Below are 15,080 nucleotides of genomic sequence, written 5' to 3'. Positions count from 1 at the left end.
ATTGGGCGCACAATTGCGGATGCGGTCTATCTGGCATCTGCTCGATAAAAAGAGGCGTTTGAATGAACATCGCATCCAAACCTTCTGTCGATTCCGATCGGGAGGAGGATACCCACCTTGCGCGCAATCTATCCAACAGACACCTGCAACTGATCGCCATTGGCGGCGCGATTGGCACCGGCCTTTTCATGGGCTCGGGCAAGACCATTTCGCTGGCTGGCCCTTCGATCCTGCTCGTCTATGCGGTGATCGGCTTCATGCTGTTCTTCGTGATGCGCGCATTGGGTGAAATCCTGCTGTCCAATCTCGAATATCGCTCATTCGCAGATTTCGCGGGCGATTATCTCGGCCCATGGGCGCAGTTCTTCACCGGCTGGACCTACTGGCTCTGCTGGATCGTGACGGGCGTGGCAGACGTGGTGGCCGTATCGGGTTACGTCTCGTTCTGGTTTCCTGAACTGGCGCTCTGGATACCGGCACTTGGGCTGATCTTCACGCTTCTCGCGCTCAATCTGCCCACCGTTCGCAATTTCGGTGAAATCGAATTCTGGTTCGCGCTGATCAAGATCGTCGCCATCGTCGCACTGATCATCGCCGGCGTGTACATGCTCTCGACCGGCTTTACCCTGCCGAACGGCAGCCGGGCCTCGGTCGCGCATTTGTGGAACCATGGCGGCTTCTTCCCCAACGGTTTCCTCGGCTTTGTCGCCGGTTTCCAGATCGCGGTCTTCGCCTTTGTCGGCATCGAACTCGTCGGCACCGCCGCCGCCGAAACCAAGGACCCGGTGCGCAATTTGCCAAAAGCCATCAACTCGATCCCGATCCGCGTGGTGCTGTTCTATCTCGGTGCGCTGTTTGTGATCATCACCGTGATCCCTTGGGATCAGGTCGATCCAAGCTCCAGCCCGTTCGTCGCCATGTTCTCGCTGGCCGGTCTCGGCATCGCCGCCCATGTGGTGAATTTCGTGGTGCTCACCTCGGCAACGTCGAGCGCGAATTCGGGCATCTACTCAACCTCGCGCATGATCTACGGCCTCGCCACCTCGAAGCTGGCGCCGGAGGCGCTCGGCAAGTTGAACAACCGCAAGGTGCCGGTCAACGCGCTGTTCTTCTCGTGCATCTTCCTGCTGGCAGGCGTGGTTCTGCTCTATGCAGGCCAGAGCATCATCGAAGCTTTCACCATCGTTACCACGATCTCGGCGCTGCTCTTCATCTTCATCTGGTCGATCATTCTTGCGTCTTACCTGCAATATCGCCGCAAGCGCCCTGATCTGCATGAAAAGTCCACGTTCAAAATGCCGGGCGGACGTGCCGCCGTGGTCATGGTCTTCGCCTTCTTCGCCTTCATTTTGTGGGCGCTGGCGCAGGAACCAGATACCGCAGCAGCCCTGAAGGTCACGCCATTCTGGTTCGTGTTTCTCGCCATCGCCTATCTGGTGATGAAGACACGGCGCAGCCAAAGCTGATCGCCAACAAACACAAAAAAGCCCGGAGTTTCCTCCGGGCTTTTTCAGTTTAATCGCTTGTCTCTTAACGGGGCAGGACAGAGCTTCCCATCAGATCCGCGTCGATTGCATGTGCGGCCTGACGGCCTTCGCGGATTGCCCAGACGACCAGCGACTGACCCCGGCGCACATCGCCTGCGGCATAGAGCTTGTCGACATTGGTGCGATAGTCCTGCTCATTGGCCTTGACCGACTTCGAGCCACGACGATCGGTAACAATGTCGAGCTTGTCGCCCAATTCCTTGACCACGCTGTCTTCGCCCGGACCGGCAAAGCCGATGGCAATGAATGCAAGATCGGCCTTGATGAAGAATTCCGAACCGGCAATCGGTTTGCGCTTTTCGTCCACCTGGCAGCACTTCACATGGGTCAGGCGGCCTTCTTCGCCGATGAATTCCAGCGTTGCGACCTGAAATTCGCGCGAAGCACCCTCAGCCTGGCTGGAAGAGGTGCGCATCTTGGTCGCCCAATAAGGCCAGACGCTGAGCTTGTCTTCCTTTTCCGGCGGCTGCGGGCGGATGTCGAGCTGGGTCACATTGACCGCACCCTGACGGAAGGCCGTGCCGACGCAGTCCGAAGCGGTATCGCCACCGCCGACCACCACGACATGCTTGCCACCGGCGAGGATCGGAGCCGAAGCCCAGGCGACGGATTCAATGTTTTCGCGACCGACGCGGCGGTTCTGCTGCACCAGATAAGGCATGGCGTCGAAAACGCCTTCCAGATCGGCACCGGGAATGCCTGCGGGGCGCGGGGTTTCGGAGCCGCCGCTGTAAAGCACGGCATCATAGGTATCGAGAAGACCGCGCAGCGGCTTGTCGACGCCGATATTCACGCCGCACAGGAAGCGGACGCCCTCACCTTCCATCTGCGCCACGCGGCGGTCGATGTGGTGCTTTTCCATCTTGAAATCCGGAATGCCGTAACGCAGCAGACCGCCGGGGCGGCTTTCGCGCTCATAGACATCGACCATGTGACCGGCACGCGCCAGCTGCTGTGCAGCGGCAAGCCCAGCCGGGCCGGAACCGATGATGGCAACCGACTTGCCGGTCTTGTTGGCGGCAGGCTGCGGCACGATATAGCCAAGCTCATAGGCCTTGTCGCCCAGCGCCTGCTCGACCGTCTTGATCGCAACCGGCGTGTCTTCGAGGTTCAGCGTGCAGGCTTCCTCGCAAGGTGCGGGGCAGACGCGACCGGTGAATTCCGGAAAATTATTGGTCAGATGCAGGTTGCGGATCGCCTGATCCCAGTTGTTGTTATAGACTAGATCATTCCAGTCCGGGATCTGGTTGTGCACCGGGCAGCCCGTTGGCCCATGGCAGAACGGAATGCCGCAATCCATGCAGCGCGCAGCCTGCTTCTGCACTTCACCATCCGTCATCGGAATGGTGAACTCGCGGAAGTGGCGGATACGATCCGACGCTGGCTGGTACTTTGCCACCTGACGGTCGATCTCTAGAAAACCAGTTACCTTACCCATTCTTCTACTCCCCTCGGCCTGAGACCAGCGCATGGTCTGCTTTGCCGGAAGTTGCCCTGTCCGCCGCGTTATCTTTAACGCGCAGGCATGTCAGGACGTTGTTATCTCTTCATATGGCGAAGGGCGCCCGACCCGAAGGTCGGGCTCCGCTTGTCAGGATCACTCAGCCGCGACACCGATCTGCGCACGCTCCATCTCTTCCAGAGCGCGACGGTATTCGACCGGCATGACCTTCACGAATTTGGGACGATAGCTCTCCCAATTGTCGAGAATGTCCTTCGCCCGCGTCGAGCCTGTGTAATGCAGGTGGTTGGCGATCAGCTGCACCAGACGTTCCTCATCATGATGGGTCATATTGGCCGAAACGTCCACACGGCCCTTATGCATGAGGTCACCGCCATGGTGATGCAGCTTTTCGAGAATGTCGTCTTCTTCCGGCACCGGTTCCAGCTCGACCATCGCCATATTGCAGCGCTGGGCGAAATCGCCTTCCTCGTCGAGCACATAGGCGACACCGCCCGACATGCCCGCCGCGAAATTGCGACCCGTCTGACCGATAACCACGACGACACCGCCGGTCATGTATTCGCAGCCATGGTCACCCACACCTTCGACAACCGTGACCGCGCCGGAGTTGCGCACGGCGAAACGTTCGCCTGCAACACCGCGGAAGTAGCACTCGCCTTCAAGCGCACCGTAGAGCACCGTATTGCCGACGATGATGGAATCTTCGGCGACGATACGCGTATCTTCCGGCGGACGGATGACGATGCGGCCACCCGAAAGGCCCTTGCCGACATAGTCGTTGCCATCGCCGATCAGTTCGAACGAGATGCCGCGTGCCAGGAACGCACCAAAGGACTGGCCAGCCGTGCCGCGAAGCGTGACGGCGATGGTGTCGTCCGGCAGACCCTTGTGGCGGAACCGCTTGGCAACTTCGCCCGACAGCATGGCACCGGCAGAACGGTCAACGTTCTTGATGCCAATGTCGATCTTGACGGGCTTGCGGTCTTCAAGCGCAGGCAGGGCCTGCTCGATCAGCTTGCGGTCGAGAACGTCCTCGATTGGATGATGCTGACGCTCGGTCCAGTAGATCTCGTGCTTTTCGGCCTCAGGCTTGTAGAAGATGCGGCTGAAATCGAGACCCTTGGCCTTCCAATGATCGATCATCGTTTGCTTTTCCAGAAGCTCGGTCTCGCCGATGATCTGTTCCAGCTTGGTGAAGCCCATCGAGGCCAGCAGCGCACGCACTTCTTCCGCCAGATAGAAAAAGAAGTTGATGACATGTTCCGGCGTGCCCTTGAAGCGCTTGCGCAGAACCGGGTCCTGCGTCGCCACGCCGACGGGACAAGTGTTCAGATGGCACTTACGCATCATGATGCAGCCAGCAGCAATCAGCGGAGCTGTCGAGAAGCCGAACTCGTCGGCACCGAGCAGCGCGCCAATGACCACGTCGCGTCCAGTGCGCAAACCACCATCGACCTGCAAGGCCACGCGAGAGCGAAGCCCGTTCAGCACCAGTGTCTGGTGGGTTTCGGCAAGGCCGATTTCCCACGGGCTACCGGCATGCTTCAGCGAGGTGAGCGGCGAAGCGCCCGTGCCACCATCATAACCCGATACGGTGATGTGGTCGGCGCGTGCCTTGGCAACACCGGCGGCAACCGTGCCGACACCCACTTCCGAGACCAGCTTGACCGAAATATCGGCAGCCGGATTGACGTTCTTCAGGTCGTAGATCAGCTGCGCCAGATCTTCGATCGAGTAGATGTCATGGTGGGGCGGCGGCGAAATTAGGCCAACGCCAGGCGTCGAGTGACGGGTCTTGGCGATGGTCGCATCGACCTTGTGACCCGGCAGCTGACCGCCTTCGCCCGGCTTTGCACCCTGCGCAACCTTGATCTGGATCAGATCGGAGTTGACCAGATATTCCGTCGTCACACCGAAACGGCCCGACGCCACCTGCTTGATCGCAGAGCGTTCCGGGTTCGGCTTGCCGTCCGGCAGCGGATAGAAACGATCTGGCTCTTCGCCACCTTCACCCGTGTTCGACTTGCCGCCAATGGCGTTCATCGCGCGCGCCAGCGTGGTATGCGCCTCTCTGGAGATCGAGCCGAAGGACATGGCACCGGTCGAGAAGCGCTTGACGATTTCAGCCGCAGGTTCGACTTCGTCGATGGAAACCGGCTTGAGGCCGCGTTCTTCGGCAAAGCGAATATCGAACAGGCCGCGAATGGTCTTGGCCTGTGCCGACTTGGAGTCGAGCATGCTGGTATATTCGGTGAAGGTGTCCGGGTTCGAAGTGCGCACTGCATGTTGCAGCTTGGCAACCGCATCCGGCGACCACAAATGCGCCTCGCCGCGCATACGGTAGGCATATTCGCCGCCGACTTCGAGCGAGGTCAGCAGAACCGGGTCATTACCGAAGGCATCGGTGTGACGGCGCACGGTCTCTTCCGCGATTTCGTCCAGACCAACACCTTCGATGCTGGTCGCCGTGCCGAAAAAGAACTTGTCGACAAAGCTCGACTGCAAGCCGACCGCATCGAAAATCTGCGCGCCACAATAGGACTGGTAAGTCGAGATGCCCATCTTGGACATGACCTTGAGAATGCCCTTGCCGATCGACTTGATGTAGCGCTTGACCACTTCATATTCATCGACTTCCGGCGGGAATTCGCGACGGCGATGCATGTCGAGCAGCGTGTCGAAAGCGAGATACGGGTTGATCGCTTCCGCACCATAACCGGCAAGGCAGGCGAAGTGATGCACTTCGCGCGGTTCGCCCGATTCAACCACGAGGCCGACCGAGGTACGCAGACCCTTGCGGATCAGATGATGATGCACGGCAGCCGTCGCCAGCAGAGCCGGGATCGGAATGCGGTCCGGACCGACCTGACGGTCGGACAGGATGACGATGTTGTAGCCGCCATGAACAGCCGCTTCGGCGCGGTCGCACAGACGCTCGATGGCGCCATGCATACCGGCTGCACCCTCACCCGTATTATAGGTGATGTCGAGCGTCTTGGTGTCGAAGCGATCTTCCGTATGACCGATGGAGCGGATCTTTTCCAGATCGCCATTGGTCAGGATCGGCTGGCGCACTTCCAGACGCTTGCGACGCGAATTGCCGATCAGGTCGAAAATGTTCGGGCGCGGACCGATGAAGGAGACGAGGCTCATCACCAGTTCTTCACGGATAGGATCAATCGGCGGGTTGGTGACCTGCGCGAAGTTCTGCTTGAAATAGGTGAACAGCAACTTCGACTTGTCGGACATGGCCGAAATCGGCGTATCCGTGCCCATCGAGCCGATAGCTTCCTGACCGGTGGTCGCCATCGGCGACATCAGGATTTTGGTGTCTTCCTGGCTGTAGCCGAAGGCCTGCTGGCGGTCGAGCAGGCTCACATCCTTGCGCAACGCACGCGGTTCGACCGGGTTGAGGTCTTCCAGAATGAGCTGGGTGTTGCCAAGCCACTGCTTGTAGGGATGCTTCTGCGCGATCTGCGACTTGATTTCATCGTCGGAAACGATGCGGCCCTCTTCCATATCGATGAGCAGCATACGACCCGGCTGAAGACGCCACTTCTTGACGACCTTCTTTTCGTCCACCGGCAGAACGCCAGCTTCCGAAGCCAGAATGACGAAATCGTCGTCGGTCACGATGTAACGGGCCGGACGCAGGCCGTTACGGTCCAGCGTCGCGCCGATCTGGCGACCGTCGGTGAAGGCCACGGCAGCAGGACCGTCCCATGGCTCCATCAGGGCAGCGTGATATTCGTAGAAGGCGCGGCGGTCATCCGACATCAGCTTGTTGCCGGACCATGCTTCCGGGATCAGCATCATCATCGCATGGGCGAGGCTGTAGCCGCCCTGATGCAGAAATTCGAGCGCATTGTCGAAGCAAGCCGTATCCGACTGGCCTTCGTAGGAAATCGGCCAGAGCTTGGAAATGTCGTTGCCGAACAGTTCGCTATCGACCGAAGCCTGACGCGCCGCCATCCAGTTCACATTGCCGCGCAGCGTGTTGATTTCACCGTTATGCGCAACCATGCGGTAAGGGTGAGCCAGACGCCAGGAGGGGAAGGTGTTGGTCGAGAAACGCTGATGAACCAGCGCCACCGCGCTTTCGAAGCGGGGATCGCGCAGATCGTTATAATAGGCGCCGACCTGATAAGCCAGGAACATGCCCTTATAGACGACCGTGCGCGCCGACATGGACACGACATAAAAGCCGTTATCGTCGCCGTCATTTTCCTGATAGATGCGGTTGGAAATGACCTTGCGCAGCACGAACAGGCGACGTTCGAACTCGTCGTCGGTTTCGAGCATCGGGTTGCGCCCGATGAAAACCTGAACATGGAATGGTTCGGTCGCGGCAATATCCGGCGCCTTCGACAGCGACGAGTTATCGACCGGCACTTCACGGAAACCGATGAACTGCTGGCCTTCGGCAGCGATCACTTCCTTGACGATTTCTTCCGCATGGGCGCGCAGCTGGGCGTCGCGCGGCATGAATAGGTAACCCACGCCATAATGGCCCGGCTGCGGCAGGTCGATGCCCTGCCGCGCCATTTCCTCGCGGAAAAAGCGATCTGGAATCTGTACGAGAATGCCAGCGCCGTCGCCCATCAGCGGATCAGCGCCCACGGCGCCGCGATGAGTGAGGTTTTCCAGCATCTTGAGGCCGTTTTCCACGACCTCATGCGACTTCTTGCCCTTCATATGGGCAATGAAGCCAACGCCGCACGCATCATGTTCGTTGCGCGGATCGTAAAGACCTTGAGCAGGTGGGACGCCTGCCGCTTTCGTTTTTCGCGTCGTTCGGGTGGAAGCCGTCGTCGCAGCTTTGACGTTTTCGTTCTGCACGTTGTGAGAAACCACATTCGTTACAGATGGCGTCAAATGCGTCATCGTCATTCCCTCCGTTTGGCCCTCTTCATGAGGCGCGCGATCAGTATATACCGAGATGGTGACAACCATCTCGCTGGTGTATTCATTCTATGGAAAGCCTTATCGACAAGGCGTTGGACGAGGTTCCGGGCAAATGGCAGAGCCAAGCGGGCAAAGCCGGTGCGAGGAACGATGTTTAGCGCCTTATTCTCATCAGGCTCGGACAGACGACACCCAGCCCGCCAAATAAAGGCGCACTCGAATCTCCCCTGTCACAGTCGGAGCGCCGGTGACCGTCAGGCCATTGGCCTGGCAGCACAGCGCTTTTATTTCTGAAACCGGCGGCGCGGGGTTCAACCCATGTTTTCCGTCTGCCTCAGCTTCTAATTGGACAGCATTGCTGTCCTAATTACGTATGACAGAATTCAAATTGCCTCACAAGATGGAAACGCAATTTTTCTCAGCAACTTCCGTAATAAAATGTCGCACGCACATATCTTTGAGACTTTTAATTACGCATACGGCTTATTGCGTCAGTTTGGCGCGGCTTAAGGTGAACGCACAAAGCATGGAAAAGTGACAGGCCGCGTCCGTTTTTTCATCATTTTCAGTATTATCGCCTTTCTCAAGTCCCGTTATAGACAGTCGGCAGCAGCTGTCGCTGACACACTGGAATCGTTGCGAGTGGAGACAACCGTGCATTTTGCTTCAGACAACTGGGCGGGCGCCCATCCGAAAATCGCCGAAAGCCTTTCGCTGCATGCAGCCGGTTTTGCCGCCGCCTATGGCGCTAGCGAACTCGACAAGCGCGTTGAGCAACGTTTCAACGAGGTGTTCGAGCGCGAAGTGGCCGTCTTTTTCGTCGGCACCGGAACGGCCGCCAACTCGCTGGCGCTGGCCAGCGTCAACCGTCCGGGCGGCGTTTCGCTGGTGCACCGCGAAGCGCATGTCATAGAGGATGAATGCGGCGCGCCTGAATATTTTACCGGCGGCGCGCGGCTGCATCCGATCGATGGCGCATTGGGCCGTATCGACCCCGAGCTTCTCAAGCGCGAACTGAAGCGCTTCAACCCGGCTTTCGTCCATGCCGGACAGCCGATGGCCGTCAGCATCACGCAGGCTACGGAAGTCGGCACGCTCTATCAACCGCAACAAATCGCCACCATTTCCAAAATCTGCCGCGATGCCGGTCTGCCGCTGCATATGGATGGCGCCCGCTTCGCCAATGCGCTGGTTAGTCTGGATATGACGCCGGCTGAAATGACCTGGAAACAGGGCGTGGACATCGTTTCCTTCGGCGGCACCAAGAATGGCTGCTGGTGCGCGGAAGCGCTGGTCTTTATGGACCCGGCACGCGCCAAGGACCTACCGTTCATTCGCAAGCGCGCGGCGCAGCTCTTTTCGAAGACCCGCTTTGTGGCGGCCCAGTTCGACGCCTATCTGCAGGACGACCTTTGGCTGGAACTGGCGCGTCATTCGAACGCGCTGGCGGCCCGTCTCGCGGGGCACGTCAATGCATCGAGCCAGATGCGGCTTGCCTGGAAGCCGGAAGCCAATGAAGTCTTCGCCATCATGAAACAGTCGGTTTACGACCGCCTGCGTAATGCCGGAGCGATCTTCTACGACTGGAACCCGCCGCATTCGGAAGAAAACCGCATCAGCGAGGGCGAGATTTTCGCCCGCTTCGTGACTAGCTTCGCCAATACGGAAGAAGATGTGGATCGGTTCGGCGACATGATCGCTTAAACAAAAAAGGTGGCGCTTTGCAGCGCCGCCTTTCTCATATCTATAGGTTTATCCGCACTTAGTGCGCGGTTTTCGCTTCGATCTGCTGAGCGCTGTCGGAACCAGCCTTGGCGACTTCGATCTTGCGCGGTTTCATCTGTTCAGGAATCTCGCGCTTGAGGTCGATGTGCAGAAGGCCATTCTTGAGGCTTGCACCAGCGACTTCGACAAAATCGGCAAGCTGGAAGCGGCGCTCGAAAGCACGCGAAGCAATACCGCGATAAAGCACTTCACCGATATCGGACGCCTTTTCGTCAGCCTTCTGGCCCTTCACGGTCAGCTGGTTGCGATGCGCTTCGATTTCGAGTTCGCTTTCGGAAAAGCCCGCAACGGCCATGGTGATACGATAGGTGTTCTCACCGGTGCGCTCGATATTATACGGCGGATAGGACTGGCTACCTTCCGGCGAAGCGAGCGAATCAAGCATGGTGAAGAGCCGGTCGAAACCAACCGTGGAACGATAAAGCGGGGAAAAATCTACGTGACGCATGTGTTAGCCCTCCTTTAGAGCGACATGATGCATGGTTCGGTATGATCCTTGTCTAAAAACCGCTTTGCGGTGTCCGGGATCATACATGGCGGCGAAACTCCCTTATTGGCGAATTCCTTGATGCCGGCGGCCCCTTTGTGGCGACCGCAAAACTCATTTGGGAATGGCTGTTTTGCTTTTCAAGGCCGTTTTCAAACAAGTGCCGATCCGGCATTGCCTACACGGCATGTCACTTCGCGTAACAACTCCTGATCCGTAGCGGGCTACATTTTTGGGGGCAACGCACGACGTGAACCCAAAATGAACATCATCTTCCACGAGCGTTCATTTGCTTGGGGCTAATGTCCCGTCATGCCTGTCACTCGACAGGTTCTATTAAGGATCACGGTTATGAAAAAAGCTGTTCTCGCTTTTGCCGCACTTGCCACCGTCGCTACCGGCTTTGCGACCCCTTCCCTTGCAGACAGCTCGGGCTTGCGCGTCCAGGTTCAGTATTACGACAATGATGGTTATCGCCCCCGCCCGCCGCGCCCGGATGCACCGCCTCCCGGCTATGGACGCCCGGACCGCCGCCCCGACTGGGGTGATCGCGACACGATGCGCCCGCGTGAAGTGACCCGTATGCTGGAACGCCGCGGCTATGCGGTCGGTGACATGCGCAGGGATCGCGACACCTATTTTGTCCGCGCCACACGCCCGAACGGTCGTCGTGTGATCGTCATGGTCGACGCCTTCTCCGGACGCATCGTCGGCGAACGCCGTCCCGACCGTTACTAACCATCTCAAAATACGGAACGTCTGGCGGCAACGTCCCTTGCCGCTGACGATCCTTTGGCCGGAAGTTCGCAAGCGAACTTCCGGTTACTTTTTGTCATCATTTCGCGCATAATAACGGAAACGATCAGGGCATTATCATTCGGGAAAGGCTGCGCAACGGATGTCGGAACTGCTGTTCGAAACCGATGCGAATCCAATTCCGCATGGAATACGGTCGGGCTTTTTCACAAGCCATTCCGACTATCCCGACAGGACATTGCGTTATAGCATCCTGAAGCCGGAAACTGGCCCTGTGCGCGGCACGGTGATTGTGCTGCAAGGCCGAAACGAATTCATCGAAAAATATTTCGAGACTATGACCGAGCTTGCGGCGCGCGGCTTTGTCGCCGCCACCTTCGACTGGCGCGGACAGGGCGGCTCGCATCGGCTGCTGCCGGACAGGCTTCGCGGTTATGTTCGCAGTTTCGACGATTATCAGGAAGATCTCGATCATTTTCTGATCGACATCGTTTTGCCCGACTGCCCGCCGCCCTTCTATATTCTCGGCCATTCTTCCGGCGCCATGGTGGCCCTGGCCTCGATGGGTAGCCTGTCGTCCCGCATTACGCGCATGGTGCTGTGCGCTCCGTTCATGGGCCTTGCTGCGCAGAAACTGAGCGATGATGTTGTGCGCCGCATGGCCGCCACGCTGCGGCGCATCGGGCTTGGCACGCTCTATGCGTCCGGCAAAAAAAGGCTGACAGCACGGCCATTTGCGGGAAATCCGCTGACCAGCGACCCCGCGCGCTTTATGCGCAACACGGAAATCACGCGGCTCTTTCCCAATCTGGCGCTGGGCGGCCCAACCGTGCGCTGGGTATGGGGGGCGCTTGAAACGGCACGCCGCATCAATCAGCCGGACTTCTATGAGGAAAGCCCCAGCGTGCCCGTGCTGATCATTGCCGCAGGCGATGACCGCGTCGTCTCGACGCCGGTGCTGGAGCGCTTTGCGGCGCGCACGCGCAATGTCTCACTGATTACCATCGATGGCGGGCGTCACGAACTGTTGCAGGAAGCCGATTTCTATCGCGAACAGCTCTGGGCCGCGTTCGACGCCTTCATTCCCGGTTCGTCGGATGTAGAGACCATGCCGGAAACCATTGAGCCTGAATTTTCCGGCGTCTGACAAGACGGTTTGGGGAATCAGCCCAAGCTTGCCGATTCCCCAAACCAGAGTTTAGCCGTTCAGCAGTTCAAGCGCGGCCTTGTGCAGTTCCGGCGTCGCGGCTGCGACGATATCGCCAGCCTCTTCCGCCGGGCCGCCATCGCGGCGCGTAACCACGCCGCCCGCCTGTTCGATTATCGGGATCAGCGCCACGATATCGTAAGGCTGCAAGCCGGACTCGACAACGATATCGACATAGCCGCCCGCAAGCATGGCAAAGGCGTAGCAATCGACACCATAGCGCGACAGGCGCACAGCGCTTTCAAGCCGGTCGAACCCCTTGCGGTTTTCGCCTTTGAACAGGGCAGGCGTTGTGGTGAACAGCGTCGCATCCGCCAGTGCCGCGCCCTTGCGCACGGAAAGACGGCGCGGCCCGTCGCCATCGCCTTCACGCAGCAGATAGGCGCCCTCGCCGTCGCTATAAAAAAGCTCGCCCGTGAAAGGCTGCGACATCATCCCGGCGCGCGCATCGCCATCCACCGTCAGGCCGACCAGCGTACCCCAAACCGGCAAACCCGATATGAAGGCGCGCGTGCCATCGATAGGGTCGATGACCCAGACGTGGCTGCGGTCGGTATTTTCGGGGCCATATTCCTCGCCCAGAATGCCGTGCTCCGGATAACGGTGGCCGATAACGGCACGAATCGCCCTCTCCGCAGCACGGTCCGCTTCGGTAACAGGGTCGAAACCGACGCTGTATTTGTTGTCCACCGCGTTCAACTGACGAAAGCGCGGCAAAGTTTCAGCCGCCGCTGCCGCTGCCACTTCGGAAAAAAATGCCTTGTCGATGAGCAACCTCATCCTCCTGTTTCCATGACATGGCTGCAACTTGTGCATCCATGCTAATTTTGCTCAATTATTGAGCAAGAAAAAATTCGCCCAAAAAAGATGCGCATTTTCTTGACGCAACCAGCTTTAGCGCGTAGCTTAAAGACTAGACAGGTCTTCCTGTCGATGCCTTTCGGGGCATTTCCTCCCTAGTCTTTGGCCGCGTTCGTATTGCTCGAGCGCGGCTCTTTTTATCGGCATGAGACCCGGATTGGTTGCGGCCTTACCTATTCGGCAGCCAGCGGCGGCGCGATGAACAAATCATCCGGAAGCGATGTGAGATCGCTCAGAAACTGATGCAGATCGCCACATAATGTCTCGAAGCCCGCAAGTTTGTGCAGCGACTGCTCGTTCACATAGAGACTGCGATTGATCTCAATCTGCAAGGCATGGCACGCAACGGCTGGCCGACCATAATGCTCGGTGATGAAACCGCCCGCATAGGGTTTGTTATGCGCAACCGAATAGCCCAGTTCACGCAGCAGCTCGATGGCCGTCTGCGTGAGACGCTCGCTGCAGGAGCGTCCGAATCGGTCGCCAATGATGAAATCCGGGCGGGAGCCCACCTCCCCCGGACGCACACCCCCCGGCATGGAATGACAATCGATCAGAACCGCATAGCCGAACCGGTCGCGGGTCGATTGCAACAGACCTTCAAGCGTCCGGTGATAGGGCTTGTAGAGGCTTTCGATGCGGTAAAAGGCTTCGGCAAGGGGGATTCGCCCCGGATAGATCAATTGCCCCTCGCCCACCAGACGCGGCACTGTGCCCAAACCACCGGCGACACGCGCCGACTGGCTGTTGATGAAGGGCGGCAAGGTTTCGGTGAACATGCGCGGATCAAGCTCGTAGGCTTCGCGATTCACATCGAGAAATGCGCGCGGGAAATGTGCTTTCAGCAGCGGGGCACCGAGCCGCACGGCAGACGCGAACAACTCATCCACATAACAATCTTCGGAATGGCGGATGCTGAGACTGTCGAGGCGGGATAATTCCAGAAAGGATTGCGGATAATAACGACCGCTATGCGGCGAGTTGAATACGAACGGAATTCGCTGCTCTGCCGGAGCATTCACCTCGAAAGGCGGTATCAGGCTGAAATCACGCTCCAAACTCATATTTTGATCCGTCTATGCATGTCTTGTTTGCGGCGCTGGACACAGCACACCGGCAGGCTCGACAAATTACGTCAACCGCTGCGCGGGTGCAAATACCAACAGGGTACGCCGAATTCGATCACGAACTGAAAACTGCGGCAATCCCGTCACAAATGACAGGTTGTTGCCAAATGCATGCCATAACAATTAACATTCGCGCGAGCATTCATTTCATATTTACCAAAGAAGCGTTTTCTAGAGTGGAAAATTGAATCGTTCACGCTGTCCAAGCACTGGAGCGAACGATGGGAAATTCGGACGGACCAATGAAAAGAATTCTTCTTGCTGAAGACGACAACGATATGCGGCGCTTTCTCGTGAAAGCACTGGAAAAGGCCGGCTATCACGTGACTCACTTCGATAATGGCGCCAGCGCCTATGAACGACTGCAGGAAGAGCCGTTCTCACTGCTGCTGACCGACATCGTGATGCCGGAAATGGATGGGATTGAACTGGCGCGCCGTGCGACGGAAATCGATCCAGACCTGAAAATAATGTTCATTACGGGATTCGCAGCTGTCGCTTTGAACCCTGATTCTGACGCTCCGCGCGACGCGAAAGTGCTTTCCAAGCCGTTCCATCTGCGCGACCTGGTGAACGAAATCGAAAAAATGTTGATCGCCGCCTGAGGCGATCACTGGCCAAGGCGCGGTTTTCCGGGCTTTTGAAAAGTCTTCAACAAAAAGACGAAAAAACTTCATAAAAGGGCATTGACGGGCGCAACGCGATATGGTGTATGCGCCACATCGAATGGGCGTATAGCTCAGCGGGAGAGCACTACATTGACATTGTAGGGGTCACAGGTTCAATCCCTGTTACGCCCACCATTCGATCTCCGAAAGCCTTGTGTTTTCAATCAGTTTCTTCCCCATTACAAATAGTATGTCTGCCGCGCTTGTGTGCATCTTGAATGCAAATAACCGGCCTCGAATATGTGTTTATCCTGCCCGCACCCTTCGAGCGC

At 58.0% G+C, this 15,080-nt stretch carries 10 protein-coding genes and 1 tRNA gene; 6 read left to right on the top strand and 5 right to left on the bottom strand.

Annotated features, from left to right (window positions below; all coding sequences use genetic code 11):
* Positions 1–62 precede the first annotated feature (62 nt).
* Positions 63–1,466: an amino acid permease gene (locus tag FIC94_RS00805; RefSeq protein ID WP_140023585.1), complete on the top strand. Its 1,404-nt coding sequence runs from the start codon at positions 63–65 to the stop codon at positions 1,464–1,466.
* Between the two features lie 64 nt (positions 1,467–1,530).
* Here FIC94_RS00805 and FIC94_RS00800 read toward each other — a convergent pair whose 3' ends face one another.
* Positions 1,531–2,985: a glutamate synthase subunit beta gene (locus FIC94_RS00800; RefSeq protein ID WP_109367763.1), complete on the bottom strand. Its 1,455-nt coding sequence runs from the start codon at positions 2,983–2,985 to the stop codon at positions 1,531–1,533.
* A 159-nt stretch (positions 2,986–3,144) separates the two neighbouring features.
* Positions 3,145–7,896 (bottom strand): glutamate synthase large subunit, encoded by a 4,752-nt coding sequence (gene gltB / locus FIC94_RS00795; protein ID WP_140024002.1) that lies wholly within the window; start codon positions 7,894–7,896, stop codon positions 3,145–3,147.
* Positions 7,897–8,571: 675 nt separating this feature from the next.
* Here gltB and FIC94_RS00790 point away from each other — a divergent pair.
* Positions 8,572–9,621 carry a threonine aldolase family protein gene (locus tag FIC94_RS00790; RefSeq protein WP_140023584.1) on the top strand — a complete coding sequence of 350 codons (1,050 nt, stop codon included), beginning with the start codon at positions 8,572–8,574 and terminating at the stop codon, positions 9,619–9,621.
* Between the two features lie 58 nt (positions 9,622–9,679).
* Here FIC94_RS00790 and FIC94_RS00785 read toward each other — a convergent pair whose 3' ends face one another.
* Positions 9,680–10,150, bottom strand: coding sequence for an Hsp20 family protein (locus FIC94_RS00785; protein ID WP_109367764.1), 471 nt, complete (start codon positions 10,148–10,150; stop codon positions 9,680–9,682).
* A gap of 390 nt (positions 10,151–10,540) precedes the next feature.
* On the opposite strand from FIC94_RS00785, the gene FIC94_RS00780 reads away from it, so the two are divergent.
* Both FIC94_RS00780 and FIC94_RS00775 read left to right on the top strand, forming a co-directional pair.
* Positions 10,541–10,927, top strand: a complete 387-nt coding sequence (locus tag FIC94_RS00780; protein WP_109367765.1) for a PepSY domain-containing protein — start codon at positions 10,541–10,543, stop codon at positions 10,925–10,927.
* A 160-nt stretch (positions 10,928–11,087) separates the two neighbouring features.
* Positions 11,088–12,092, top strand: coding sequence for an alpha/beta fold hydrolase (locus tag FIC94_RS00775; protein WP_140023583.1), 1,005 nt, complete (start codon positions 11,088–11,090; stop codon positions 12,090–12,092).
* A gap of 51 nt (positions 12,093–12,143) precedes the next feature.
* Here the strand turns inward: FIC94_RS00775 and hisN are convergent, their stop codons facing one another.
* Positions 12,144–12,926, bottom strand: coding sequence for a histidinol-phosphatase (gene hisN, locus FIC94_RS00770; RefSeq protein WP_140024001.1), 783 nt, complete (start codon positions 12,924–12,926; stop codon positions 12,144–12,146).
* Between the two features lie 260 nt (positions 12,927–13,186).
* Positions 13,187–14,077, bottom strand: a complete 891-nt coding sequence (locus tag FIC94_RS00765) for an N-formylglutamate amidohydrolase (protein WP_140023582.1) — start codon at positions 14,075–14,077, stop codon at positions 13,187–13,189.
* Positions 14,078–14,382: 305 nt separating this feature from the next.
* Between FIC94_RS00765 and cpdR the strand changes: the two genes are divergently transcribed.
* Positions 14,383–14,745, top strand: coding sequence for a cell cycle two-component system response regulator CpdR (gene cpdR, locus FIC94_RS00760; protein WP_002966536.1), 363 nt, complete (start codon positions 14,383–14,385; stop codon positions 14,743–14,745).
* Between the two features lie 123 nt (positions 14,746–14,868).
* Positions 14,869–14,943 (top strand) — tRNA-Val (locus tag FIC94_RS00755).
* Positions 14,944–15,080 lie beyond the last annotated feature (137 nt).

Source organism: Ochrobactrum teleogrylli, from assembly GCF_006376685.1.
Classification (GTDB): domain Bacteria; phylum Pseudomonadota; class Alphaproteobacteria; order Rhizobiales; family Rhizobiaceae; genus Brucella; species Brucella teleogrylli.
Note: the sequence above shows the minus strand (reverse complement) of the source record. Positions and strands in the feature narration are given on the sequence as shown.